The organism is Rhizobium sp. BG4 (genome assembly GCF_016864575.1).
GTDB lineage: Bacteria > Pseudomonadota > Alphaproteobacteria > Rhizobiales > Rhizobiaceae > Rhizobium.
Genome location: NZ_CP044125.1, coordinates 927,085 through 950,022, shown reverse-complemented (window position 1 = coordinate 950,022; position 22,938 = coordinate 927,085). Strand labels below are relative to the sequence as shown.

General features: G+C 63.2%; 22 protein-coding genes. 10 read left to right on the top strand and 12 right to left on the bottom strand.

Going from position 1 to position 22,938, the window contains the following annotated elements:
* Window positions 1–20: 20 nt before the first annotated feature.
* Both F2982_RS05050 and thrC read right to left on the bottom strand, forming a co-directional pair.
* Window positions 21–1,319: a pitrilysin family protein gene (locus F2982_RS05050; RefSeq protein ID WP_112712821.1), complete on the bottom strand. Its 1,299-nt coding sequence runs from the start codon at window positions 1,317–1,319 to the stop codon at window positions 21–23.
* Window positions 1,320–1,344: 25 nt separating this feature from the next.
* The gene (gene thrC / locus F2982_RS05045; protein ID WP_203429446.1) at window positions 1,345–2,745 is read right to left on the bottom strand and encodes a threonine synthase; all 1,401 of its coding nucleotides are present in this window, start codon (window positions 2,743–2,745) and stop codon (window positions 1,345–1,347) included.
* Window positions 2,746–2,943: 198 nt separating this feature from the next.
* On the opposite strand from thrC, the gene F2982_RS05040 reads away from it, so the two are divergent.
* Window positions 2,944–3,642 carry a hypothetical protein gene (locus tag F2982_RS05040; RefSeq protein ID WP_199626802.1) on the top strand — a complete coding sequence of 233 codons (699 nt, stop codon included), beginning with the start codon at window positions 2,944–2,946 and terminating at the stop codon, window positions 3,640–3,642.
* Between the two features lie 58 nt (window positions 3,643–3,700).
* Window positions 3,701–4,618, top strand: a complete 918-nt coding sequence (locus tag F2982_RS05035; protein WP_130278895.1) for a diacylglycerol kinase family protein — start codon at window positions 3,701–3,703, stop codon at window positions 4,616–4,618.
* On the opposite strand, the gene F2982_RS05030 is transcribed toward F2982_RS05035, so the two are convergent.
* Together F2982_RS05030 and F2982_RS05025 are read right to left on the bottom strand one after the other, a co-directional pair.
* On the bottom strand, window positions 4,619–5,308 hold the full coding sequence (locus tag F2982_RS05030; RefSeq protein WP_112712813.1) for an HAD family hydrolase: 690 nt from the start codon (window positions 5,306–5,308) through the stop codon (window positions 4,619–4,621).
* A 103-nt stretch (window positions 5,309–5,411) separates the two neighbouring features.
* The gene (locus tag F2982_RS05025) at window positions 5,412–6,095 is read right to left on the bottom strand and encodes a helix-turn-helix transcriptional regulator (protein WP_203429445.1); all 684 of its coding nucleotides are present in this window, start codon (window positions 6,093–6,095) and stop codon (window positions 5,412–5,414) included.
* Window positions 6,096–6,167: 72 nt separating this feature from the next.
* Here F2982_RS05025 and F2982_RS05020 point away from each other — a divergent pair, with 72 nt between their 5' ends.
* The 4 genes from F2982_RS05020 (at window position 6,168) to F2982_RS05005 (ending at window position 9,705) form a co-directional block, all read left to right on the top strand.
* Window positions 6,168–6,497 (top strand): NIPSNAP family protein, encoded by a 330-nt coding sequence (locus F2982_RS05020; RefSeq protein ID WP_112712809.1) that lies wholly within the window; start codon window positions 6,168–6,170, stop codon window positions 6,495–6,497.
* Window positions 6,494–6,850 carry an antibiotic biosynthesis monooxygenase gene (locus F2982_RS05015; RefSeq protein ID WP_199626356.1) on the top strand — a complete coding sequence of 119 codons (357 nt, stop codon included), beginning with the start codon at window positions 6,494–6,496 and terminating at the stop codon, window positions 6,848–6,850. Before F2982_RS05020 ends, F2982_RS05015 begins: the two co-directional genes overlap by 4 nt.
* Window positions 6,851–7,050: 200 nt before the next feature.
* The gene (locus tag F2982_RS05010; RefSeq protein ID WP_203429444.1) at window positions 7,051–8,424 is read left to right on the top strand and encodes a pilus assembly protein TadG-related protein; all 1,374 of its coding nucleotides are present in this window, start codon (window positions 7,051–7,053) and stop codon (window positions 8,422–8,424) included.
* Window positions 8,425–8,574: 150 nt separating this feature from the next.
* Window positions 8,575–9,705 carry a site-specific DNA-methyltransferase gene (locus F2982_RS05005; protein WP_112712803.1) on the top strand — a complete coding sequence of 377 codons (1,131 nt, stop codon included), beginning with the start codon at window positions 8,575–8,577 and terminating at the stop codon, window positions 9,703–9,705.
* A 110-nt stretch (window positions 9,706–9,815) separates the two neighbouring features.
* On the opposite strand, the gene F2982_RS05000 is transcribed toward F2982_RS05005, so the two are convergent.
* From F2982_RS05000 to mutY, 4 genes are all read right to left on the bottom strand, one after another.
* Window positions 9,816–10,736 carry a hypothetical protein gene (locus F2982_RS05000; RefSeq protein WP_203429443.1) on the bottom strand — a complete coding sequence of 307 codons (921 nt, stop codon included), beginning with the start codon at window positions 10,734–10,736 and terminating at the stop codon, window positions 9,816–9,818.
* 255 nt (window positions 10,737–10,991) lie between these two features.
* On the bottom strand, window positions 10,992–11,357 hold the full coding sequence (locus F2982_RS04995; RefSeq protein ID WP_203429442.1) for a nuclear transport factor 2 family protein: 366 nt from the start codon (window positions 11,355–11,357) through the stop codon (window positions 10,992–10,994).
* Between the two features lie 2 nt (window positions 11,358–11,359).
* Window positions 11,360–11,968: an HAD family phosphatase gene (locus tag F2982_RS04990; protein WP_203429441.1), complete on the bottom strand. Its 609-nt coding sequence runs from the start codon at window positions 11,966–11,968 to the stop codon at window positions 11,360–11,362.
* Window positions 11,969–11,971: 3 nt separating this feature from the next.
* A complete protein-coding gene (gene mutY, locus F2982_RS04985; RefSeq protein ID WP_203430012.1) occupies window positions 11,972–13,063 on the bottom strand; it encodes an A/G-specific adenine glycosylase in 1,092 nt (363 codons plus the stop codon).
* Window positions 13,064–13,158: 95 nt separating this feature from the next.
* On the opposite strand from mutY, the gene F2982_RS04980 reads away from it, so the two are divergent.
* Window positions 13,159–13,644 (top strand): DUF721 domain-containing protein, encoded by a 486-nt coding sequence (locus F2982_RS04980; protein ID WP_112714324.1) that lies wholly within the window; start codon window positions 13,159–13,161, stop codon window positions 13,642–13,644.
* A 4-nt stretch (window positions 13,645–13,648) separates the two neighbouring features.
* Here F2982_RS04980 and F2982_RS04975 read toward each other — a convergent pair whose 3' ends face one another.
* Together F2982_RS04975 and F2982_RS04970 are read right to left on the bottom strand one after the other, a co-directional pair.
* Window positions 13,649–14,068, bottom strand: coding sequence for a type II toxin-antitoxin system VapC family toxin (locus F2982_RS04975; RefSeq protein ID WP_112712795.1), 420 nt, complete (start codon window positions 14,066–14,068; stop codon window positions 13,649–13,651).
* Window positions 14,065–14,304, bottom strand: coding sequence for an Arc family DNA-binding protein (locus tag F2982_RS04970; protein ID WP_203429440.1), 240 nt, complete (start codon window positions 14,302–14,304; stop codon window positions 14,065–14,067). Before F2982_RS04970 ends, F2982_RS04975 begins: the two co-directional genes overlap by 4 nt.
* 211 nt (window positions 14,305–14,515) lie before the next feature.
* Here F2982_RS04970 and F2982_RS04965 point away from each other — a divergent pair, with 211 nt between their 5' ends.
* From F2982_RS04965 to ppdK, 3 genes are all read left to right on the top strand, one after another.
* Window positions 14,516–15,208, top strand: coding sequence for a DsbA family protein (locus F2982_RS04965; RefSeq protein WP_199626362.1), 693 nt, complete (start codon window positions 14,516–14,518; stop codon window positions 15,206–15,208).
* A 177-nt stretch (window positions 15,209–15,385) separates the two neighbouring features.
* On the top strand, window positions 15,386–18,847 hold the full coding sequence (smc, locus tag F2982_RS04960; protein WP_203429439.1) for a chromosome segregation protein SMC: 3,462 nt from the start codon (window positions 15,386–15,388) through the stop codon (window positions 18,845–18,847).
* Between the two features lie 414 nt (window positions 18,848–19,261).
* The gene (gene ppdK / locus F2982_RS04955; RefSeq protein ID WP_203429438.1) at window positions 19,262–21,928 is read left to right on the top strand and encodes a pyruvate, phosphate dikinase; all 2,667 of its coding nucleotides are present in this window, start codon (window positions 19,262–19,264) and stop codon (window positions 21,926–21,928) included.
* Between the two features lie 12 nt (window positions 21,929–21,940).
* Here the strand turns inward: ppdK and F2982_RS04950 are convergent, their stop codons facing one another.
* Together F2982_RS04950 and F2982_RS04945 are read right to left on the bottom strand one after the other, a co-directional pair.
* Entirely contained in the window at window positions 21,941–22,216 is a 276-nt protein-coding gene (locus F2982_RS04950) for a hypothetical protein (protein WP_203429437.1), read from the bottom strand.
* A 98-nt stretch (window positions 22,217–22,314) separates the two neighbouring features.
* Entirely contained in the window at window positions 22,315–22,704 is a 390-nt protein-coding gene (locus F2982_RS04945; protein WP_112712787.1) for a hypothetical protein, read from the bottom strand.
* Between the last annotated feature and the right edge of the window lie 234 nt (window positions 22,705–22,938).

The following is a 22,938-nucleotide window of genomic DNA, read 5'->3' as shown; positions in this document are numbered from 1 at the left end:
CCCGGCGGGCTGAAAGCGGTCTAGCGGCTTGCTTGCTTGGACTGCGGCACCGTGGCGGAAAGCGATGCGGCGATGTCTTCCATCGGGGCAAGCTGCTCCAGCGGGCCGATCGCCGAAAGCGTCGGAACGGTATCGAAGAACAGCCGGCCGGCGAGGTCGGTGAGGCGCTCGACGGTGATGCCTTCAAGGCGTTCCATCATCTCCTGGTTGGAGATCGGGCGGCCGTAAAGCATCATCTGGCGGGCGATCTGACCGGCGCGGGCGGCCGGGCTTTCCTGGCCCATCAAAAGCTGGGCGCGGATCTGGGCGCGGGCGCGCTCGATTTCCTTCTGCTCGATCGACGAGGCCGACTTGTGCAGCTCGTCGATGATGACGGGCACCAGCTCCGGCAGGTTCTCGCCGCCGGTCGCGGCATGGATGCCGAAGATGCCGGTATCGGAAAAGCCCCAGTGGAAGGCATAGATCGAGTAGCAGAGGCCGCGGATTTCGCGCACTTCCTGGAACAGGCGGGAGGACATGCCCCCGCCGAGGATATTGGCGAGGATCTGCGAACAGTAGAAGTCGCGGGCGTGATAGGCCTTGCCCTCGAAGCCGAGCAGGATCTGCGCGTCCATCAGGTCGCGCGTCTCGCGCACGTTGCCGCCGATATAGCGGGCGGGCTCCATGACGGGCGGGGCGCTCGGCGAGGTCGGCAGGCTGGCGAAGCGCTGCTCCACCATCTTCACGAACTCGTCGTGCTTTACGGCACCGGCCGCGACGACGAACATGCGGTCCGTCGTGTAGTTGCGGCTGAGATAGGTGCGGATCTGCTGCGGTGAGAAGGAGACGACGGTCTCCGGCGTGCCGAGGATCGGCCGGCCGAGCGTCTGGTCGCGATAGGCGGTCTCCGAGAACTTGTCGAAGACCACGTCGTCGGGCGTGTCGTTGGCGGCGTTGATTTCCTGCAGGATGACCTGTTTTTCGCGCTCCAGCTCATCTTCCTCGAAAGCCGATTCCGTCAGGATGTCGGCGAGGATATCGATGGCGAGCGGCACGTGATCCTTGAGGACACGGGCGTAATAGGAGGTGGTTTCGGTCGATGTCGCGGCGTTCACTTCGCCGCCGACATCCTCGATTTCTTCGGCGATATCGCGCGCCGAGCGGCGCGCGGTTCCCTTGAAAGCCATGTGTTCGAGCAGGTGGGCGATGCCATGCTCGTCTTCCGTCTCGTTGCGCGAACCTGATTTGATCCAGACCCCGAGCGCGGCACTTTCAAGGTGCGGCATGGTCTGGGTCACTACTGTCAGCCCGGATTTGAGCCGGGTGCACTCAACTGTCATTGGCTATCTTTCTGCGCCTGCCGAATTACGTCCGGGCATGCTTGCCGATAAAGCTTTCAACGGCCTTAAGTTCCGGATCGATGACTTGGAAGCGCTCCTCCTTAAGCATCAGATCAGCAAGCCACGTCGGGAGCGCCGGGTCAATACCGGAGGCGGATTTTACGGCCGCCGGGAACTTAGCCGGGTGGGCTGTCGCCAGCGTCACCATCGGCGTGTTCGGCTTCTCGTGCTTGGCCGCAACAAAGACGCCGATCGCCGAATGCGGATCGAGCAGATAGCCGGTTTCGGCATGCGTCTGCTTGATCGTCTGGGCCACCTGCTTCTCGCTGGCGCGGCCGGCGCGGAAGTCCTTCTTGATGGCGGCAAGCGCCTTCGAGGAGATCTCGAAACCGTTCGATTGCTTCAAGCTGTCCATCGCATGGCGCACCTTCGAGGCGTCGCGGTCATAGGCTTCGAACAGCAGGCGTTCGAAGTTCGACGAGATCTGGATATCCATCGACGGAGAGGTGGTCGCCTTGACCTCCTTCATGTCGTAGCGGCCGGTCTTCATCGTCCGAGCCAGGATGTCGTTCTCGTTGGTGGCGATGACCAGTTTGCCGATCGGCAGGCCCATCTTCTTGGCGGCGTAACCGGCGAAGATATCCCCGAAATTCCCCGTCGGTACGGTGAACGAAATCTTTCGGTCCGGACCGCCGAGCGCAACCGCGGTCGTGAAGTAATAGACGATCTGGGCCATGATGCGCGCCCAGTTGATCGAGTTGACGCCGGACAGCTTCACCTTGTCGCGGAAGGCGCCGTCGTTGAACATCGCCTTCACGAGGTTCTGGCAGTCGTCGAAATTGCCGTTGACGGCGAGCGCGTGAACGTTCGGCGAGGTCGAGGTCGTCATCTGGCGCTGCTGCACCGGCGACACCTTGCCATGCGGGAAGAGGATGAAGATGTCGGTGCGCTCGCGCCCGGCAAAGGCGTCGATCGCGGCACCGCCGGTATCGCCCGAGGTGGCGCCGACGATGGTGGCGCGCTCGCCGCGCTTCTCCAGCGCGTAGTCCATCAGCCGTGCGAGCAGCTGCATCGCCACGTCCTTGAAGGCGAGCGTCGTGCCGTGGAAGAGCTCCATCACGAAGCTGTTCGGGCCGGTCTGCACCAGCGGCGCGATTGCCGGGTGGCGGAAGGTGCCATAGGCCTCGTCGATCATGGCGCGGAACGTATCGGCCGGGATTTCGCCATTGGTGAAGGGCGAGAGAATCGTGAACGCGATCTCCTGATAGCTCTTGCCGCGCAGCGCCCGGATGTCCTTCTTGGAGAAGTGCGGCCATTCACGCGGAACATAGAGACCGCCGTCGCGGGCAAGACCCGTCAGAAGCGCATCGCAAAAGCCGAGGGAAGGGGCTTCGCCGCGGGTCGAGATATAGTCCACGTTCTTCATCCTTGACGTTATGGCCGGAGGAAATCCGGAGAAGGAAAGCAAGCCCCCGGAATGATGCGGGCTGAAATGTGCATCAAAACGGTGCTTACCCAATCGATTTTTCTTTGCGCCGCTGATATAGACCATCGCAAACTGTGACGAAAGGCCTTGCAAACGCGACTTCGGGCCTGCCAAAAAACTTTGTAAGAGGGTGGAATAATCGTGTTCGGCAAAGTCTCGCGTCTCATCGTTTCCGCATCGTTGGCCGCTCTTCTCGCAAGCTGCAATTCCCTTGGAATGGGCGGCGACAGCAAGCCGGCAGAGACCCCGGCGCAGCCGAGCGGCAATGCCCAGATCATGCCGATGGCGCCGCAGAATCCGTCTTCCAACGACCCGTCGATCGGCACCGCCACCAACGCTTCCGGCAATGTCCAGCGCGTCGTTCAGGGCGCCTGCCCACAGATTTACATGCGCGATCAGGACGCGATCTTCCGCACCTATGCCAAGGGCGGCAAGAAGCCTGTCGTCAACAGCGCCGCCGGCCAGCAGGATACGCAGCCGACCGACCAGATCGTCTATCAGGCCTCCTTCGCCGATTACACGCGCCAGTGCACGCTGAACGACCAGAACCTGACGATGACCATCGTCGCGCAGATTCGCGTGCTCGCCGGTCCGGCCGGCGGTTCCGGCACTGTGTCGCTGCCGATCCGCATCAGCGCCGTCGATAGCCAGGGTGCGATCAACAGCGAAACCGTGCCCTTCACCGCGCAGATCCCGCCTGGCCAGACCTCGACGCAGGTTCTCTTCCGCCACGACGGCTTCAAGCTGCCGGTCGGCTCGGGCGCGCTGGTGCGCGTCAATATCGGCTTCGATCAGGGCAACGCCCCGAAGACCAAGAAGAAAGCCAAGAGCTCGTAACGCGCCGCTTGTTTCAGCCCTCCCGTCATGCTTCTGTCATGGCGGGAGAGATTAGATCGTGAAAATCGGCATCGTTCTCAATCCGGCGTCCGGAAGGCGGGGCAGGCGGCTGTTCTGGTCCGCGTTGCGGCGTGCGCTCGAGGCACGCTCGGCCGATATCAGCCTGCGTGAGACCAAGGGTTTCGGCGATGCCGAAAGGCATGGACGCGAGCTCGCCGAAGACGGTTGCGACCTGGTGCTCGCTGTCGGCGGCGATGGCACGGTCGGCGAGGTCGCCGGCGGCATCCTGCGCTCGCATCGCCCGGGCGCCGTCTTCTCCTTCATCCCGACAGGCACCGGCTGCGATTTCGCCCGCAATTTCAAGATCCCCCGTGAACCCGCCAGGATCGCCGAGCATCTCGTCACCGCGCCGGTGCGATCGGTCGATGCCGGTTTGCTCACCTGCGAGACCGAAGATGGCCTGACCTGCACCCGGCACTTCATCAATATCGCGAGCTTCGGCGTCTCCGGCGAGATTGTGCGCGCCGTCAACGAGGCGCGCCGCGGCCGCAAGCTGCCGGGGCGGATGGTTTTCTTCTATCACAGCCTCCGGGAGATCCTGCGCTACAAGCCGCTCAGCATCCGCCTGCGCCTCGATGGCGAGGATGTCTATGATGGTCCGGTCACCGCTGTCGCGATCGCCAACGGCGCCTGGTTCGGCGGCGGAATGAAGGTGGCGCCGGAGGCTGATGTCGCCGACGGCGTCTTCGATGTGGTGATCATCAAGGGGGCAGCGCGGCTCAAGGTGCTGACGCTGATGAACAGCATCTATAGCGGCCGTCACGTGAAAAGCCCGCTGGTCAGCACCCACCGGGCCCGGCTCGTCGAGGTCTGGCCGGCCGGTGAGGCCGCATCCATCGACAGCGATGGCGAGGCGCCGGGCCATATCCCGGCGCGTTTCGAGGTGCTGCCCGGGGCAGTCAACCTCCTCGTCTGATCAGAGCACGCCTTCCCATTCGGAAAGTGCTGCAACGACGCCCGGCAGATCGCTCATACGCGAAATCACCGTTTCGGCGCCGGCATCGGTCAGATGGTCGGCATGCGAGGGATAGCTGTGCGAAGCGCCGGTAAAGCCGATGACCCGCATGCCGGCACTGCGCGCCGCATGGACGCCGTGGATCGAATCCTCGACGACGACGGTGCGCGACGGCGAAACGCCGAGCTTCTCCGCGCCATGCAGGAAGATATCCGGCTTCGGCTTGACGCGATCCGGTCCAAGATCCTTGGCCGAGAAGATATGCGGCGCAAACAGCGGCTTGAGGCCGACCTTGCCGAGCATCATGTCGAGACGGTGGGAGCTGGAATTGGAGCAGATGCAGCGCTTCAGCGGCAGCTTCGAAACCGCAGCCTCGACACCGGCGATCGCCTGCACTTCGCTTTCGAGCTTCAGGTCGAGCAGCTTCTCGGACTTGTCGAGCAGCGAGGCCGAAAGCGGAATGCTCGCTTCCTTCTCGACCTGCAGCAGGATGTTCTTCCAGGTCATACCGGCAAAACGCTCGGCCATTTCCTCGGGGCTGATCGGATAACCGGCTTCGGTCAGAAGCCCGGACTCGACTTGCGCCGCAATGATTTCGGAATCGACCAGAACGCCGTCGCAGTCGAAGATAATAAGGTCGAAGCCTTGCATATTCTTCCAGCCTTGTTTGGGGACGCCGCCGTTTACACGATGGAACGGAAAATCTCAACGGGCAGGGCGGCATGGCTGCGATGCGCGCTGTGGGCGGCTGTGTTTAGTCCGCCGGAAACAGCTGCAGAAACTGCCGCTCGCCTTCCGGGGAGAAGATCACCGACCGGCTTTCCGCCGTTCGCCGCGCCCAGCCCTTGTCGAAGAAATTTGAAAGCAGCGCCTTGCCGAGGCTGCCAGCCAGATGCGCGCGCCGCTCGCTCCAGTCGAGGCAGGAGCGGCAGAGCGGCCGCCGCGACGATTTCAGGCCGTGCAGGTCGATGCCGATGCACTTGAACCGGTCTTCGCCCTTCTCGGTCACCACCAGCCCGTCTCCGATGGCATCGATCGCGCCTGAGGCGATCAGGCTGTCCAGCATCCGCACGCCATAGTCGCCGGCAAGGTGGTCGTAGCAGATGCGCGCCTTGCGCAGCGCCGGTTCCTTCGGTCCCGGCTGATGCCGAAGATGCCCGCGCCCGGCCGCAAAGCCCATGATGCTTTCCAGCAGTTTGCCCACCGCGTCGTCGGCCAGCGCGAAATAGCGATGCCGCCCCTGCTTGCGCTGCGCCAGCAGGCCACCGGCTTCGAGCTTGGCAAGATGCGTGCTCGCCGTCTGCAGCGTGATGCCGCCGGCCGCGGCAAGCTCCGTCGCCGTCAGCGCCTTGCCGCCCATCAGCGCCGTCAGCATGTTGGCGCGGGCGGGATCGCCGATGAGCGAGCCGATCTGTGCGATGTCTGGTCCTTCTTTCATACTTCGATCGTAACCGAAGCATGCCGGTGCCGCAACATGGCAAAACTCTTCTCACAACGACAGGAGAAAGAGATGCTCACCTGCTTCATCCGCTACGAGATCGACCCGTTCAAGAAGGAGGCCTTCGCCGAATATGCCCGCAACTGGGGCCAGGCCATCCCGAGGAACGGCGCCGATCTTATCGGCTATTTCGCCCCGCATGAGGGCTCGCTGACGACGGCTTACGGCGTCTACAATATCGAGAGCCTGGCCGCCTACGAGGCCTATCGTGCCAGGCTCGCCGCCGATCCTCTCGGCCGCGAGAACTACGAATTTGCCAAACGCGAGCGCTTCATCCTGAAGGAAGACCGCATCTTCCTGAAGAATGTCTCCGCTCCCCATGCCGAGCTGGTGCTGCCATGATCGCCGTCATCTTCGAAGTCGTGCCCTTCATGGGCGAGCGCCACAAGTATCTCGATCTCGCCGGGGGATTGCGCGGCGAACTCGAGAGCATGGATGGCTTCATCTCCATCGAGCGCTTCGAGAGCCTGACCATGCGCGGCAAGATCCTCTCGCTGTCCTTCTGGCGCGATGAGGAGGCCGTCAAGAACTGGCGCAACCGCGAGGCCCACCGCAACGCCCAGGCCGCCGGCCGCAACGGTGTCTTCGCCGACTACCGCCTGCGCATCGGCCATATCGTGCGCGACTACGGCATGTTCGAGCGGGACGAGGCGCCAGAGGACAGCCGCAGGGTTCATGACGCAGCAGGCGCCTGAAGCGGATATCAACGAGGGCGTGCCGGTAGTTCTGCCGGCATTCCATTACTGGTAGAATAGAACTTGGATATCACTATCATCTAAAGTATATAAGGTATTATTTTACTGTCACGAAGCCGTGAAAGCGCTTCCATGCTTACGGTATATTATCGAATTTCCCGCATAACGGATTTATATTTTAGATCCGAGGCATATTCCTAATGCGTGTTTTTCGTCCCTTTCTCAAGGACCGGCGCGGCAATTTCGGCGTGATGACAGCAATTCTCATGGTGCCGCTCCTGGGTGCCGCAGGCATCGCCGTCGACTACAGCAACGAAAGCGAAATGCACACCGAGCTGATGGAGGCCGCAGACGCTGCCGCCCTCGGCGCGATCGCTCCCGATACCGCCGGTTACAAGGCCGTCCAGGCCATGACCGGCGATGGCGAGATCACCGTGGCCGAGGCGGACGCCAGGGACATGTTCATGGCGCAGCGCTCCAGCGGCCTCAGCCAGTCGCTCTCCGACCTGCCGCTCAACATCACGATCAAGGTCGCGAAGGCAAGCGGCGTCGTCACCTCGACCGTCAATTTCAGTGTCGATGCGCCGACCACCTTCATGAAGGTTCTGGGCGTCGACACGATGACCGTCGCAGGCACGGCCACGGCGACGAGCGGCGGCATGTCGAGCGCCAGCTACACGGATTTCTATCTGCTGCTCGACAACACGCCCTCGATGGGTATCGGCGCGACACAGGCCGATATCGACGCACTGGTGAAGGCGACCGCCAATTCCCCGGATGCCGCCGGCCGCAACTGTGCCTTCGCCTGCCACATGGTCTGGGGCAGCGGCGTCGAAAACACCGACAGCGATTACATCATCGCCCGCGCCAACGACATCACGCTGCGCATCGACGTGGTCACCGATGCGGTCAAGGGTCTGATGGACGATGCCGCCGAGGAAACGCAGCCGAACCAGTACCGCTTCGCCGCCTATACGTTCGGTGCGGCAGCCTCCGAAACCGCGCCCTATTACAGCATCTCGCGCATCGCCAGCCTGACCGGCGACCTCTCGACGATGCGCAACGCCATCGGCCAGATCAGCCTGATGACGACGCAGCACCACCAGTTCAACGAGGATGCGCTGACGAGCTTCGATACGGCGCTGACCAGCATCGGCAAGGAGATCAAGACGGATGGCGGCACCGGCGCCAGCACCGGCGACCGCCAGGAAGTCGTCTTCTTCGTCACCGACGGCATGGGCGACAGCCGCAGGGACAGCTGCACCGGCGGCTCCTGGTGGTCCAATCCCGACCGCTGCCTGCAGCCGATCGACCCGAAACTCTGTTCGGCGCTGAAGGACCGCGGCATCAAGGTGGCGGTGCTCTACACCACCTACCTGCCGATCCCCACGGATCCGATCTGGAACCAGGCGATCAACCCCGTCTTCGCCAAGAATATCGGCCCCAATCTGAAAGCCTGCGCCACCGAGGGATTGTTCTTCGAGGTGAAGCCGACCGATGACATGGCCGCCTCGATGTCGGCCTTGTTCAGCAAGGCGGCGAGTGCCACGAGCGGCCTCAGGCTGACGAATTGAGGGAAGGCGGGCAGGGGGCCCGCCTTCTTCGTTTTATGCGTGTATCTTTTGAATAATTTCCCGAAATCGTTCACCGCTTCAGGCTTTGGTAACCAAACTGGGTAACCATAACGATCAGTAAAAAGCGTAAGTGTATGAGCGAGTATCATAATGGCGTCTGTCTTTCCGCTTGCCGATCTGAAGGCCTCCGCAAAATCGGATTCCTGGATCGACACGATCATCAAGGGTGATTGTGTCGCTGCCCTCGAGGCCCTGCCGACCAATTCCGTCGATGTGATTTTCGCCGACCCGCCCTATAACCTCCAGCTCGGCGGCACGCTGCACCGTCCCGACCAGTCGCTGGTCGATGCCGTCGACGACGAGTGGGATCAGTTCGCCTCCTTCGAAGCCTATGATGCCTTCACGCGCGCCTGGCTGCTCGCCTGCCGCCGCGTTCTCAAGCCGACGGGCACGATCTGGGTCATCGGCTCCTATCACAACATCTTCCGCGTCGGCGCCACGCTGCAGGATCTCAATTTCTGGATTCTCAACGACATCGTCTGGCGCAAGACCAACCCGATGCCGAACTTCAAGGGCCGCCGTTTCCAGAACGCCCATGAAACGATGATCTGGGCGAGTCCGGATGCCAAGGCCAAGGGCTACACCTTCAATTACGATGCGATGAAGGCTGCCAATGACGACGTGCAGATGCGCTCGGACTGGCTGTTCCCGATCTGCAGCGGCGGCGAGCGCCTGAAGGGCGACGACGGCAAGAAGGTCCACCCGACCCAGAAGCCGGAAGCGCTGCTGGCTCGCGTCATCATGGCCTCGTCGAAGCCCGGCGACGTGATCCTCGATCCGTTCTTCGGCTCGGGCACCACGGGTGCCGTTGCCAAGCGCCTCGGCCGCCACTTCGTCGGCATCGAGCGCGAGCAGGATTATATCGATGCGGCATCCGCCCGCATCGCCGCCGTCGAGCCGCTCGGCAAGGCGGAACTGACGGTCATGACCGGCAAGAAGCAGGAAGTGCGCGTTGCCTTCAACGTTCTCGTCGAAAGCGGCCTGATCAAGCCCGGCCAAGTGCTGCATGACGCCCGCCGCCGCTACAGCGCGATCGTCCGCGCTGACGGCACCGTGGCTTCCGGCGGTGACGCTGGCTCCATTCATCGCCTTGGGGCTAAGGTCCAGGGTCTTGATGCATGCAACGGATGGACCTTCTGGCATTACGAAGACGGGCAGACCCTGCGCCCGATCGACGATCTCCGGTCCGTCATCCGCAGTGATCTGGCAAAGGCGGAATAACGTAAGCCTTTACCGGTCGAGACTACCTTCTTCCGGTTTTTGTACCTCCAGTTACGGAAGAAGGCCCATGGCGCCCGGGGATCAACACCCCGGGCGTCTTCTTTTTCGGCTTACCGCTGCAGCAGCGCCTGACGCTCCTCGTCGTCGTCCCGCTGGCGGCCGCCGATTGCGGCCGAGACGCTGGCGATGAAGGCGCCGACGAGCAGCGACATCGCGCCGATCAGGGCAACGCTCGACGCCGTCTTCCGCGCCGTATCGGCTGCCTTCTGCGCCGCTGCCTTGGCGTCGTCGATGCGCTTCAGCACGCCATCGACACGGGTTTTCGCATCGGCTTCCGAAAGCCCGGTCCGCGTAGCGACCACCTGGTCGAGATAGGCGCGGTCGTCGGCGGAAATCTCGCCTTGTGCCGCACCATTGATCAGCACGCGGGAGATCTCGGCGCTGACGGCTTCATTGCTCTGGTTCTGCGGCGCGCTGCGGCCATCGGCCGGGCGCAGCAGGGCATCCGTGAAGTAGGAGGTCGAGAAGCCGCCGGTACTGTCCGAGTTCGAGACCGCCGCCGCTGCTCCGGCACCACCTGCCGCGGCCGTGGCGCCAACCGCGGTCGCCGTCGCGCTGGCTCCGGCACTGGCGAGAGACGATATCGCAGAGCCGAGCAGGCCGACGACGATCAACGTCGCCAGCGCCCAGGCAAGGAAGCCATGCGCCGTATCGCGGAAGAACACCTCATAGGTGTGAACGCCCACCCATTTTGATCTCAGCCGCCCGGTAATGTAGCCGCCAAGCGCCGACGATGCCCATTGCACGACGATCAGCCAGACGGCCGCCGTCGCGCCGATGGTCGCCAGCGAACTGCTGCCACCGGCAAACGGGGAAATCATCGTCAGCCCCAGTCCGGAGCCGATCAGCATGAAGATCAGGGTGATCGCCGTGGCGGCGAGCGTGCCCGCAAGGATCGGTCCCCAGCTGACAGCCGAGGACGACGATTCCTGCGGAGCGCCGGTGACGGCGCTCGATAGGGGTTGCGACATCGTGATCCCCCTAGTGCCAGAACAGAAGGATGATCAGGATCAGCGGAATCGGAACCCCGAGAAACCAAAGCAATATACCTCTACCCATCCTAGTCCTCCTGCCGGCCATGCCGGGCTGCTGATTGATGCATGCCGCAATCTGTGCGGCTGGGATCAAAACAGCGGGAAACCGAGAATGTTCCTGAAGTCTTTGAGTTGGTTGCAACATTTGCAGGGATTGTTGCAGAAAGGGCGGCAGCGGTGCCGCCCTGCCGGTCAGAAGGCCTGGTAGTCGGTGACCTGCACGTGGGTCACATGGCCGTCCTCGTCGAAGGTGATCGTTTCCTCACCCTCGCGGATCAGCGGCTTGCCGGTGCCGCTATGCGTGGCCCGGACGGACCACACCGCGCGGCCGGCGCGGGGCGAGACTTTTTCGACCAGCGTATCGATTGCCGTCTGGTCCGGGTAATCGTCGAAATACTTGCGGAAGGCCGCCATGATCTCGCCGCGCCCGGCAAGGCTGCCGACGCCGTTGGAGACGTAGGTCGCATCCTCCGCGAAGTAGTTCTCGATGGTTTCGAAATCCAGCGCGTTGATGGCGCCGTGGAAGAGCTTGATTTCCTCGACAGGATCGAACGCCATGATCAGACCCTCACGCCGAGTGCGGTCAGATCGGCGCGCAGCTTGTCGGCGCCGGTGAAATGCACCGCCTGCCATCCGGCCTGTTTGGCGCCGTCGACATTGGCGACGGTATCGTCGATGAACACGGTGGTTGCCGGATCGAGGCCGAAGCTGCCGGCATGCATCTCGTAGATCGCCACATCCGGCTTGATCAGCTTCACATCGCCCGAGACGGTCACGCCGCGCGTCTTCGTCAGGAAGGGGTAACGCACCTGCGCCTCGCGGAACGTGTCGGAGGCGAAGTTGGTCAGCATCGTCACGTCGTGCCCGCCCGCGATCAGCTCTTCCATCACGGCGACGCTATCGTCATAGGCATGCGGCACCATCTCGTGCCAGTATTTGCGGAAATGGCGGATCTGCTCTTCACGCTCGGGATGCGCCTCGATCAGCAGCGCTTCGGCCTCTTCCCAGGTGCGGCCGCGGTCCTGCTCGATGTTCCAGTCATGGGTGCAGACATTGTCGAAAAACCACTTGCGTTCTCCGGCATCGGGGATCAGCCGCTGGTAGGGCAGGCTGGGATCATAGTGGATGAGCACCTTGCCGATATCGAAGACAATATGATTGATGGGCATCTATCATTCCTTGGCTGATTTGAACGCGAGAGGAATAGCCGCTGCGATCGCTTTTTTCATGATGGTCGGCAGCGCCTGGGCTTCAAGATTTGTAACCGGCTCCCACCATCCGTCATTGATTTCAATGGGATCGGCAATGGCGACGCGATAGATCGACAGCCGCAGCTCGAAATGCGTGAAGACATGCGTGACCGTTCCCGACGCCTGCCAGTCGGCGGCGAAAGGTGCCGCATCCGTCCCGGTCGCCCCGTCGATCCGCGCCGTCCATCCTGTCGTCGGCACCTCGGTCATGCCGCCGAGCAACCCGCTCTCGACGCGCTTCTTCAACAGGATTTCGCCATCGGCGGTGACGGCGATGAACGCGGCGCCAACGCGCACCGGCTTGTCCTTCTTCGCCGCCTTGACCGGAAACTTCTCGGGATCGTGGACGCGCAGCGCCTCGCACGCATCCCTGAACGGACAGAGCGAACAGGCCGGCCGCTTCGGCGTACAGATCGTCGCGCCGAGATCCATCATCGCCTGCGCGAAATCGCCCGGCCGGTCGGCAGGCGTCAGCAGTGCCACCTTCTGCTTCATCAGCGGCTTGCCGGCGGGAAGGGGGGTGGCGATCGCGTAGAGCCGGGAGATCACCCGCTCGACATTGCCGTCCATCACCGCTGCCTGCCGGTTGAAGGCGATGGCGGCGACGGCAGCCGCCGTATAGTCGCCGATGCCAGGCAGCGATTTCAGGCCCTCCTCGGTATCGGGAAAGACGCCCGCATGATCGGCCGCGACAGCCTCGGCGCATTTCTTCAGGTTGCGGGCGCGGGCGTAGTAGCCGAGCCCCGCCCAGGCCGCCATCACGTCCTCGCTCGGCGCCGCCGCCAGATCCTTCACCGTCGGCCAGTGCGCCAGGAAATTGGCGAAGTAGGGTTTGACCGCCTGCACCGTCGTCTGCTGCAGCATCACTTCGGAGAGCCAGACGCGATAGGGATCGGCCTTGATGCCGCGCGCAGCCATTGGCGGCGAGACGCGCCAGGGCAGGTCGCGGTGGTGCCGGTCATACCAGTCGAGCAGGTCTTTTGCGCTTGGCGCGAGGAGTGTCGTGGAAGTCATCATTTACCGGAGGCAGGGGAGTGGCCTATAATTGGCGAAGCATTGCCGCGGATCAAGGCAGCAACGCCAATTGGCGGCGGCATCAGAAGGTTTCGATGAGTTATCCACGCAAAGGTGAAAAGCAGATCTCCGAGCTGGCGAACGGGCTGATCGATCCCGTGCTCGCCAAGCGCGCCGGTATCAACACAGCGCTGCTCGGCTCATGGGACGAAATCGCCGGCGAGGACTTTGCCGATTGCACCCGCCCGGAAAAGATCGCCTGGGCCCGCGGCAGCGAAGACGGCACCTACAAGCCCGGCGTTCTGACGATCGCCTGCGAAGGCGCACGCGCCCTGTTTCTCACCCACGCCCAGGGCGAACTCATCCAGCGCATCAACAGCTTCTTCGGCTTCTCCGCCGTCCACCAGATCCGCATCGTCCAGAAACCGGTCTCCCAGGCCAGCAAACGCTCCCGCACCCCGCCACCGCTGAAAGGCGAAGCGGCCCGCAAGCTCGAAGGCATGATGGAAGGCATCGAGGGCGACAAGCTGCGCGAGGCGGTGAAAAGGCTGGGCACGGCGGTGCTGGGGAAGCGGCGGTAAAGCCTTAGCTTTCCCACGGATTGATGATCGGCACCCCGGCCGCCTCGAAAGGCGCCACGTCCCGCGTCGCGACGGTAAAGCCGCGTGTTCTGGCGATTGCCGCAATCTGGCCATCGGCCATGGAGATGACGCGGCCTGCGCTGCGTGCTCTTCCGATCAGCGGCGCAAATTCCCTTGCTGCCGGTTCATCGAAGGGCAATATCCGATCCTCGAACAAGCGCGCCATCAACTCCACAAGCTTCTGATGAAGTCCTGCCTTTCGCCGGCCATCGGGAAGAACCTCGATACCGGACAGCAATTCGGCAAGATTGACCGACGTGAGATAAAGCGTTTCCGCCGCTTGATCGTCCAGCCAGGCGAGCACCTTCGGATCAGCATCGGGCTTCATCGGCTCCGAAATCACGTTGGTGTCGAGAATGATCATTCGAAGTCCGCGGCATCGACAGGTGTCTGATCGCGTTCGAAGATCAGATCCGCATCGCCGATCTCCTTGGCGAAGGCGGCCAATTCCGAACCGATCTTCAGCCGCCCGGATGGCCTGACCGCCTCTTCGAGAATACTGCGGATTTCAGCCTCGGTGCTTCGGCCATTCTTCGCCGCACGCTGCTTCAATGCGCGGTGCGTTTCTCCGGGCAGGTTACGAACCACTATAGCGGACATCTGGGCCTCCATATCATGCGTATGATATCATTTTAATTGTGATGATATCAACGTCGATTTTCTCGACCAATCACGCTAGATGAAGAACAATTCATCCTATAGCCTTTGCAAGGTCACAATTCTTTGAAGAAAGTTGGCCAAGCGTGCCTTGTTCGCGGCCATTGGCCGTTATATCGCACATGCAGCCGCCACTTTTGTTTATGGGGAACCCATGCAGCTTTCTGAAATGCAACTGACGAAGCGCCAGCTCATGAGCGGTGTCGCCGCAGCGACCGCGACGCTCGCGCTCTCCACCGCGGCCCATGCAGCGGTTGAAATGCCGCAGCCGGAAGGCGATGTCGATATGGAAGCGGTGCTGAAGCCCGGCGAGCTGCCGGAAATGGCGCTCGGTCCTGAGGACGCCAAGGTCAAGATCGTCGAATACATGTCGATGACCTGCCCGCATTGCGCCCACTTCCACAACACCACCTTCGACGAGATCAAGAAGAAGTATGTCGAAACGGGCAAGGTCCGTTTCATCATCCGCGAGTTCCCCTTCGATCCGGCCGCCGCCGCCGCTTTCATGCTGGCGCGCTGCAACGCCTCCGACCCGACGAAGCTCAGCACGCCGGAACAGTATTTCCCGATGGTTTCGATGCTGTTCAAGCAGCAGGAAACCTGGGCTGCCGCCGACGATCGCCGCGCCGCACTTCTGCAGATGTCCAAACTCGCTGGATTTAGTGAGGATAGCTTTACGAAGTGCTTGACGAACCAGAAGCTTCTGGATGAAGTGAACGCGACCCGGGAAAGGGGCTCCAAGGAGTTCGGTGTCAACGCCACGCCGACTTTCCTGATCAACGGCAAGCGTTACGCTGGGGACATGACGGTTGACTCCATGTCGGCACTTATCGACAGCCTGCTCTGAACCGTACCGTTTTGATCTGACGGGCGGCGAAAGCCGCGCGCCCGTCTTTTATTCTGTGCCTTCCCTTCTCCCCAGCGGGGAGAAGGTGCCCGAAGGGCGGATGAGTGGGCCACGGAGCAAAAGCTTCAATGCATCCTTCCTGCCTCCTCACACGGTCCGTCGATTGGAGACGACCGCATGAAGTTCAACAAGCTCCGCCTTGTCGGCTTCAAATCCTTCGTAGAACCGACTGAATTCATCATCGAGCGCGGCCTGACGGGCGTCGTCGGGCCGAATGGCTGCGGCAAGTCCAATCTTGTCGAGGCGCTCCGCTGGGTGATGGGCGAGAATTCCTACAAGAACATGCGCGCATCCGGCATGGATGACGTCATCTTCTCGGGCTCCGGAAACCGCCCGGCGCGCAACACCGCCGAAGTCGCTCTCTATCTCGATAACGGCGAGCGCACCGCGCCTGCCGCCTTCAACGACAGCGACGAAATCCAGGTCACCCGCCGCATCGAGCGCGAGCAGGGGTCGATCTACCGTATCAACGGCAAGGAAAGCCGCGCCAAGGATGTGCAGCTGCTGTTTGCCGATGCCTCGACCGGCGCCCGCTCGCCGTCGATGGTCGGCCAGGGCCGTATCGGCGAGCTGATTTCGGCCAAGCCGCAGGCCCGCCGCCAGCTGCTGGAAGAAGCGGCCGGCATTTCCGGTCTCCATTCCCGCCGCCACGAAGCCGAGCTTCGCCTGCGCGCCGCCGAGAGCAATCTCGAGCGCCTCGACGATGTCACCTCGCAGCTGGAAAGCCAGATCGAGAGCCTGAAGCGCCAGGCCCGCCAGGCAAACCGCTTCAAGACGCTGTCGGCCGATATCCGCGCCCGCGAGGCGATGCTGCTGCATATCCGCTGGGTGCAGGCGAAGGAAGCCGAGGCCGAGGCCGACAGCGCGCTGAACCAGGCCACCGTCGTCGTCGCCGAGAAGGCGCAGACCCAGATGGAGGCGGCGAAGTCTCAGGGCATCGCCAGCCTCAAGCTGCCGGAGCTGCGTGATGCCGAGGCGCGCGCCGCCGCCGCCCTGCAGCGCCTGCAGATCGCCAAGACGCAGCTGGAAGAGGATGCCAACCGCATCCTGCGCCGCCGCGACGAGCTGACCCGCCGCCTGACGCAGCTTGCCGAGGACATCCGCCGCGAAGAGCGGCTGGTCTCCGACAATGCCGAAATCCTCGCGCGTCTCGATGCCGAAGAGGCCGATATCACCGAGATTCTGGCGGATTCCGGCCGCCACGCCGATGAGCTCCGCGAAGCCTTCGAGGAAGCCGCCGCCAAACTCTCGGACAGCGAGCGCATCTTCACCTCGCTGACCGCCGAGCGCGCCGAAGCCGCCGCCGGCCGCAACCAGCTGGAACGCGCCATCCGCGATCTCGCCGATCGCAAGATGCGCCTCGAGCGCCAGATGGACGAGGCAAACCGCGAACTCTCCGCCATCGAGGAAAAGGTCTCGGCGCTTCCCGATCCCGAGGAGAAGCGGGGGATGGTCGAGGCAGGCGAGATCGCCGTTGCCGAAGCCGAAGCCGCGATCCAGGCGGTCGAACAGGCGCTCGCCGAAGCCCGCCGCACCGAGGCGCTTTCGCGTGCCCCGGTCGATGAAGCCCGCGCCAAGCTCAATGGCTTGGAAACCGAAGCCCGCACCATCCAGCGCATGCTCGCTGCCGGTGCCGCCGCAGGCGAGTTTCCGCCGGTTGCCGAAGAGCTGCGCGTCGATCGCGGCTTCGAGACGGCGCTCGGTGCAGCACTCGGCGACGATCTTGAATCGCCGCTTGATCCGAAGGCGCCGGCCCACTGGTCCGAAAATGGCGATGGCGCCGCTGACCCCGCATTGCCCGCCGGTGCGACGCCGCTCCTCAACCATGTCCGCGCTCCCGCCGCCCTGACGCGCCGCCTGCAGCAGATCGGCCTCGTTGCCGAAGCCGATGCCCGCCGCCTCGTGCGCGATCTGAAGCCCGGCCAGCGCCTGGTCACCAAGGAAGGCGCCGTCTATCGCTGGGATGGCCACGTCACCGGCGCCGATGCGCCGAGCGCCGCCGCCCTCCGCCTTGCCCAGAAGAACCGCCTTGCGGAACTGGAAAGCGAAGTCTCGCTCGCCCGCGATGTTCTCACCGAAGCCGAGGAGCACCTTGCCGCTGCCGCCGAAGGCATTCGCGGCGAGGAGCGCCGTCTCAACGATGCCCGCGACATGAGCCGCCTGTCGGCCCGTCATCTCGCCGAAGCCCGTGATGCGCTTGCCGCCGCCGAGCGCGCGTCCGGCGACCTCGTGCGCCGCCGCGATGTCGTTGCCGAGGCCGTCAGCCAGCTGCAGTCGCAGCAGGAAGACCTTTCGATTCAGGAAGAGAACGCCCGTATCGAGCTGGAAGACGCGCCTGATCTGACGGCGATCGACGAGCGGCTGCGCCTGCAGCAGGTCGAGGTCGCGACCGATCGTGGCCTCGCTGCCGAAGCGCGCGCCCGCCACGAGAGCCTGAACCGCGAAAACGACGCTCGCCAGCGCCGCATCGTGGCGATCGGCCAGGAGCGCGAAACCTGGCGCCAGCGCGCCGCCAGCGCCGAAGACCATATCGCCACGCTGCGCGATCGCGAGGAAGAAGCCCGCGACGAAGCCGCCGAGCTCGAAATGGCGCCGGATGAATTCGACGACAAGCGCCGGGCGCTGCTGAGCGAGCTGCAGAAGGCCGATGAATCCCGCCGCAACGCCGCCGATCTGCTTGCCGCCGCCGAGCTCGTGCAGCGCGATGCCGATCACAAGGCCGCCACCGCTCTCTCCGAACTCGCCGAAAGCCGCGAACGCCGTGGCCGCGCCGAGGAGCGTCTCGTTTCAGCCCGCGAAAAGCGGCAGGAGAGCGAAGGCCGCATCCGCGAGGCGCTGAACGTCGCCCCGCACGAAGCCTTCCGCCTCACCGGCCTTCAACCGATGCAGGCAATCCCCGATCCGCGCGAAGTCGAGCGTGATCTGGAGCGCCTGAAGATGGAGCGTGAGCGTCTCGGCGCCGTCAACCTGCGCGCCGAGGAAGAGCAGAAGGAGCTCAGCGAGAAGCTCGAAGCGCTGATCAAGGAGCGCGACGACGTCATCGACGCCATCCGCAAGCTGCGCGGCGCCATCCAGAGCCTGAACCGCGAAGGCCGCGAGCGGCTGATCGCCGCTTTCGACGTGGTCAACGGCCAGTTCCAGCGCCTCTTCACCCACCTTTTCGGCGGCGGCACCGCCGAGCTGCAGCTGATCGAATCCGACGATCCCCTCGAAGCCGGCCTCGAAATCCTTGCGCGCCCGCCCGGCAAGAAGCCGCAGACCATGACGCTGCTTTCCGGCGGCGAGCAGGCGCTGACGGCCATGGCGCTGATCTTCGCGGTATTTCTCACCAACCCGGCGCCGATCTGCGTGCTGGACGAAGTGGACGCGCCGCTCGACGATCACAATGTCGAGCGCTATTGCAACCTGATGGATGAGATGGCCGCCTCGACGGAAACGCGATTCGTGATCATCACTCACAATCCGATCACCATGGCCCGCATGAATCGCCTATTTGGTGTGACGATGGCAGAGCAGGGCGTCTCACAGCTTGTATCCGTCGACCTTCAGACGGCCGAGCGACTGCGCGAAACCGCTTGAAAACAATAGCTTTTCAAGAAAACCCCAAAAAAGTACGGGTCTGGCGGAAACCTTAACCCAATTGGGTGATGCTTTCAGCTTGCTTTTGCATTAGAAGTTGTCCTAGCGAACAAAGAGATTGCTGAAAAGTGAGCTCCGTCGCGCATGTTGGATACTGCTAGACGGTCCGGGACGAGGGCAAAAACCGGGCTTGATGGCATAGGTGGACCCCCCGTCCAGTTTTCCTGGCTGGACGGAAATAAGGCTTTGCGGGACCGTTGTTGCAGTCCCGCAAAGCTTTTTTTATGCGCTTCCCTCATTAAAACGGTTTGATGTCCCGCATTCATTGTGCGGTGCAACATTTTGCCGTATTTGTCGATTTTCATTTCCGGACCAAGGGATTAAGGTGGTCCCGGAGAATGAGACGGGGGGAAGATGTCCAAGCTGGTCTATACGTTCGGAAACGGGCAGGCGGAAGGCCGTGCGCGCGACCGGGACGTTCTGGGAGGCAAGGGCGCCAATCTTGCCGAAATGTGCGCGCTGGGACTTCCCGTTCCACCTGGGCTGACGATCGTCGCCGATGCCTGCACCACCTATTACAAGAATGGCCGCACGCTCGAAGATGCCCTGAAGGAGCAGATCCGCAGCGGCCTCGAAGGCATCGAGAAGGCGACCGGCCGCCGCTTCGGTGATACCGCCCATCCGCTTTTGCTTTCCGTCCGCTCCGGCGCCCGCGTCTCGATGCCGGGCATGATGGATACGGTGCTCAATCTCGGCCTCAACGACGAGACGGTGCAGGCGCTCGGCCACGATGCCGGCGACGCGCGCTTTGCCTGGGATAGCTACCGCCGCTTCATCCAGATGTATGCCGATGTCGTCATGGGCCTCGATAACGAGGTCTTCGAGGAAATCCTCGAGGACGAGAAGGCAAGGCTCGGCCACGAATATGATACCGAGCTGACTGCCGCCGAATGGCAGCATATCGTCACGCTCTACAAGGATATCATCGAAGAAGAGCTCGGCGAAGCCTTCCCGCAGGAGCCGGAAGTCCAGCTCTGGGGCGCCGTCGGCGCCGTTTTCGCCAGCTGGATGAGCGCGCGCGCCGTCACCTACCGCATGCTCCACAATATTCCGGAAGTCTGGGGCACGGCGATCAACATCCAGGCGATGGTCTTCGGCAATCTCGGCAATGCCTCGGCAACGGGCGTCGCCTTCACCCGCAATCCCTCGACCGGCGAAAAGTCCTTCTATGGCGAGTTCCTGGTCAATGCCCAGGGCGAGGATGTCGTCGCCGGCATCCGCACGCCGCAGAGCATCACCGAGGAGGGGCGGCTGAATTCCGGTTCGGAGCGCCCGTCGCTCGAAAAGCTGATGCCGGAAGCCTTCGCCGAGCTGACCCGCATCTGTTCGGAGCTCGAAGCACATTACCGCGACATGCAGGACATCGAGTTCACCATCGAGCGCGGCAAGCTCTGGATGCTGCAGACCCGCTCCGGCAAGCGGTCCACCCGCGCCGCCATGCGGATCGCCGTCGACATGGTCGATGAGCGGCTGATCACCGAGGAGGAAGCGGTGCTGCGCATCGAGCCCTCGACGCTCGACCAGCTTCTGCACCCGACCATCGATCCGCGCGTTCAGCGCCAGGTGATCGGCAGCGGCCTTCCGGCTTCCCCGGGGGCGGCGACCGGCGCCATCGTCTTCTCCGCTGAGGAGGCGGTTGCGGCGGAGGAGGAGGGGCGCAAGGTCATCCTGCTGCGCGTCGAGACCAGCCCGGAAGATATCCACGGCATGCACGCCGCCGAAGGCATTCTCACCACCCGCGGCGGCATGACCAGCCACGCCGCCGTCGTCGCCCGCGGCATGGGCATCCCCTGCGTCGTCGGCGCCGGCACCATGCGTATCGATCTGCGCAACGAGCGCCTGATCGGCGTCGGCGTGACGCTGAAGAAGGGCGATATCATCACCATCGATGGCTCGGCCGGCCAGGTGCTGAAGGGCGAAGTGCCGATGATCCAGCCGGAACTCTCCGGCGATTTCGGCCGCATCATGGGCTGGGCCGATCGCGTGCGCCGCATGACCGTGCGCACCAATGCCGATACGCCGGCCGATGCCCGCGCCGCCCGTTCCTTCGGTGCCGAAGGCATCGGCCTTTGCCGCACCGAGCACATGTTCTTCGAGGGCGACCGCATTCATGTGATGCGCGAGATGATCCTGGCGGAAGACGAAAAGGGCCGCCGCGCCTCGCTCGACAAGCTGCTGCCGATGCAGCGGCAGGATTTCACCAGCCTGTTCAACGTCATGCACGGCCTGCCGGTCACCATCCGCCTGCTCGATCCGCCGCTTCACGAATTCCTGCCGAAATCGGACGAGGAAATCGCCGATGTCGCGGCGGCTATGGGCATGGAGCCTCATGCCCTGCGCCAGCGCGTCGATGCGCTGCACGAGTTCAACCCGATGCTCGGCCATCGCGGCTGCCGCCTGGCGATCTCCTATCCCGAAATCGTTGAAATGCAGGCCCGCGCCATCTTCGAGGCGGCGGTCGCCGCCGCCCACGAAACCGGTGCCGCAGTCGTGCCCGAAATCATGGTGCCGCTGGTCGGCCTGCGCTCCGAACTCGATTACGTCAAGGAACGCATCGATACGATCGCCAAGGCGGTCATGGCCGAAGCGGACATGAAGATCGATTATCTCGTCGGCACGATGATCGAACTGCCGCGCGCAGCCCTGCGCGCCCACACGATTGCCGAAGCTGCCGAATTCTTCTCCTTCGGCACCAACGACCTGACGCAGACCACCTTCGGCATCTCGCGCGACGACGCCTCGGCCTTCATCCCCACCTACCAGCGCAAGGGCATCATCGAGCATGACCCCTTCATCTCGCTGGATTTCGATGGCGTCGGCGAGCTGATCAGCATTGCCGCCGAGCGCGGCAGGCGCACCCGCAACGACATGAAGCTCGGCATTTGCGGTGAACATGGCGGTGATCCCGCCTCGATCCATTTCTGCGAAAGGATCGGCCTCGACTACGTCTCCTGCTCGCCCTTCCGCGTGCCGATCGCACGGCTGGCGGCAGCGCAGGCCGCCATCAACGGCGGCCACTGAGGCAGGTCAATTCTAGCGGCGGTAATAATAGCGGGGGTAGTAACGCGGCTCGGCCATGAAGTCGTCGAAGTTCTCGTCGGCCTGGATGCGGAAGGCGCGGGCATCGGCGCGGCGGTCGAGATCGATGCGCTGCAGGCAGGTGGCAAAACCATTGGTGCCCGGCTTGAAGCCGTAGCTCAGGCACTGCCGCTCATCGGCCGCGCGCCGCTCTTCAGGCGTCATCGTCTGGCAGGCCGAAAGGCCGATCGCCAGGGCAGCGAGCGTGAGCGAGAGGGCGGAAAGACGCATGGTACAGTCTCCGGTGCGTGAAGCGGTCGTCCGGACATGAGGCGATTTGCCAGCCCGCGTCAACACCGCATCAACAGCCTGAGACAACGCGGCTGCGGTCAGATTCGTTCCAGCACTTCGATGAAGGCATCGGCAAAGCGCACGAGATGGACGGTATCCTCGTCGGGCGCCTGCATCCGGATCTCGACGCCGTCACGGTCGAGCACGGCAAGCACCACCCGCATGTCGTCGCTCGATGTCGGAACCCGCAGCACCGCGATGCGGCGGCAGTCCTCGATCAGGCCGGCTGCAGGCAGGTCGAAAAGGAACTCTCCGCCAGCCTTTCCGGCAGCGGTGCGCACGGCTTCGCAGAAACCCGCTTCGCCGCCATTATAGCCTTCCAGCGAGAGCTCCAGTTCAAGAAGCTCCATCGGCAGGAAGGGTTCGGATGAATCGACGGCACCGAGCGCCGGCGATTGCTGTCTTTCGGTCATTTCCGGTGAAAGCATGGCTCTTCTCCTGAAACGCGCATGCTTTTGCCTTAAGCATGCTTCAAACCTCCCGGCAGCATGAAAGCCCGCCAGAATGGCCATTTTACGGCATATCAGATGTCGCTCATAAAGACCATCTCCGCCTTTCGGTGGATTGGCGGCGCTGACGAGAGACAACAGTTTCAAAAACTAGGCGAATCTTGCCATAAACAAGGTGTGGGTGCTTCGCGTGTCCGCGACGGGCGTGTGCCC

Excerpts from the sequence above, each read along its gene's own strand:
- F2982_RS05050 (WP_112712821.1), bottom strand. The coding sequence starts at position 1,319 with ATGACAGTTGAGTGCACCCGGCTCAAATCCGGGCTGACAGTAGTGACC.
- thrC (WP_203429446.1), bottom strand. The coding sequence starts at position 2,745 with ATGAAGAACGTGGACTATATCTCGACCCGCGGCGAAGCCCCTTCCCTC.
- F2982_RS05030 (WP_112712813.1), bottom strand. The coding sequence starts at position 5,308 with ATGCAAGGCTTCGACCTTATTATCTTCGACTGCGACGGCGTTCTGGTC.
- F2982_RS05025 (WP_203429445.1), bottom strand. The coding sequence starts at position 6,095 with ATGAAAGAAGGACCAGACATCGCACAGATCGGCTCGCTCATCGGCGAT.
- F2982_RS05020 (WP_112712809.1), top strand. The coding sequence starts at position 6,168 with ATGCTCACCTGCTTCATCCGCTACGAGATCGACCCGTTCAAGAAGGAG.
- F2982_RS05015 (WP_199626356.1), top strand. The coding sequence starts at position 6,494 with ATGATCGCCGTCATCTTCGAAGTCGTGCCCTTCATGGGCGAGCGCCAC.
- F2982_RS05010 (WP_203429444.1), top strand. The coding sequence starts at position 7,051 with ATGCGTGTTTTTCGTCCCTTTCTCAAGGACCGGCGCGGCAATTTCGGC.
- F2982_RS05005 (WP_112712803.1), top strand. The coding sequence starts at position 8,575 with ATGGCGTCTGTCTTTCCGCTTGCCGATCTGAAGGCCTCCGCAAAATCG.
- F2982_RS05000 (WP_203429443.1), bottom strand. The coding sequence starts at position 10,736 with ATGTCGCAACCCCTATCGAGCGCCGTCACCGGCGCTCCGCAGGAATCG.
- F2982_RS04995 (WP_203429442.1), bottom strand. The coding sequence starts at position 11,357 with ATGGCGTTCGATCCTGTCGAGGAAATCAAGCTCTTCCACGGCGCCATC.
- F2982_RS04990 (WP_203429441.1), bottom strand. The coding sequence starts at position 11,968 with ATGCCCATCAATCATATTGTCTTCGATATCGGCAAGGTGCTCATCCAC.
- mutY (WP_203430012.1), bottom strand. The coding sequence starts at position 13,063 with ATGACTTCCACGACACTCCTCGCGCCAAGCGCAAAAGACCTGCTCGAC.
- F2982_RS04980 (WP_112714324.1), top strand. The coding sequence starts at position 13,159 with ATGAGTTATCCACGCAAAGGTGAAAAGCAGATCTCCGAGCTGGCGAAC.
- F2982_RS04975 (WP_112712795.1), bottom strand. The coding sequence starts at position 14,068 with ATGATCATTCTCGACACCAACGTGATTTCGGAGCCGATGAAGCCCGAT.
- F2982_RS04970 (WP_203429440.1), bottom strand. The coding sequence starts at position 14,304 with ATGTCCGCTATAGTGGTTCGTAACCTGCCCGGAGAAACGCACCGCGCA.
- F2982_RS04965 (WP_199626362.1), top strand. The coding sequence starts at position 14,516 with ATGCAGCTTTCTGAAATGCAACTGACGAAGCGCCAGCTCATGAGCGGT.
- smc (WP_203429439.1), top strand. The coding sequence starts at position 15,386 with ATGAAGTTCAACAAGCTCCGCCTTGTCGGCTTCAAATCCTTCGTAGAA.
- ppdK (WP_203429438.1), top strand. The coding sequence starts at position 19,262 with ATGTCCAAGCTGGTCTATACGTTCGGAAACGGGCAGGCGGAAGGCCGT.
- F2982_RS04950 (WP_203429437.1), bottom strand. The coding sequence starts at position 22,216 with ATGCGTCTTTCCGCCCTCTCGCTCACGCTCGCTGCCCTGGCGATCGGC.
- F2982_RS04945 (WP_112712787.1), bottom strand. The coding sequence starts at position 22,704 with ATGCTTTCACCGGAAATGACCGAAAGACAGCAATCGCCGGCGCTCGGT.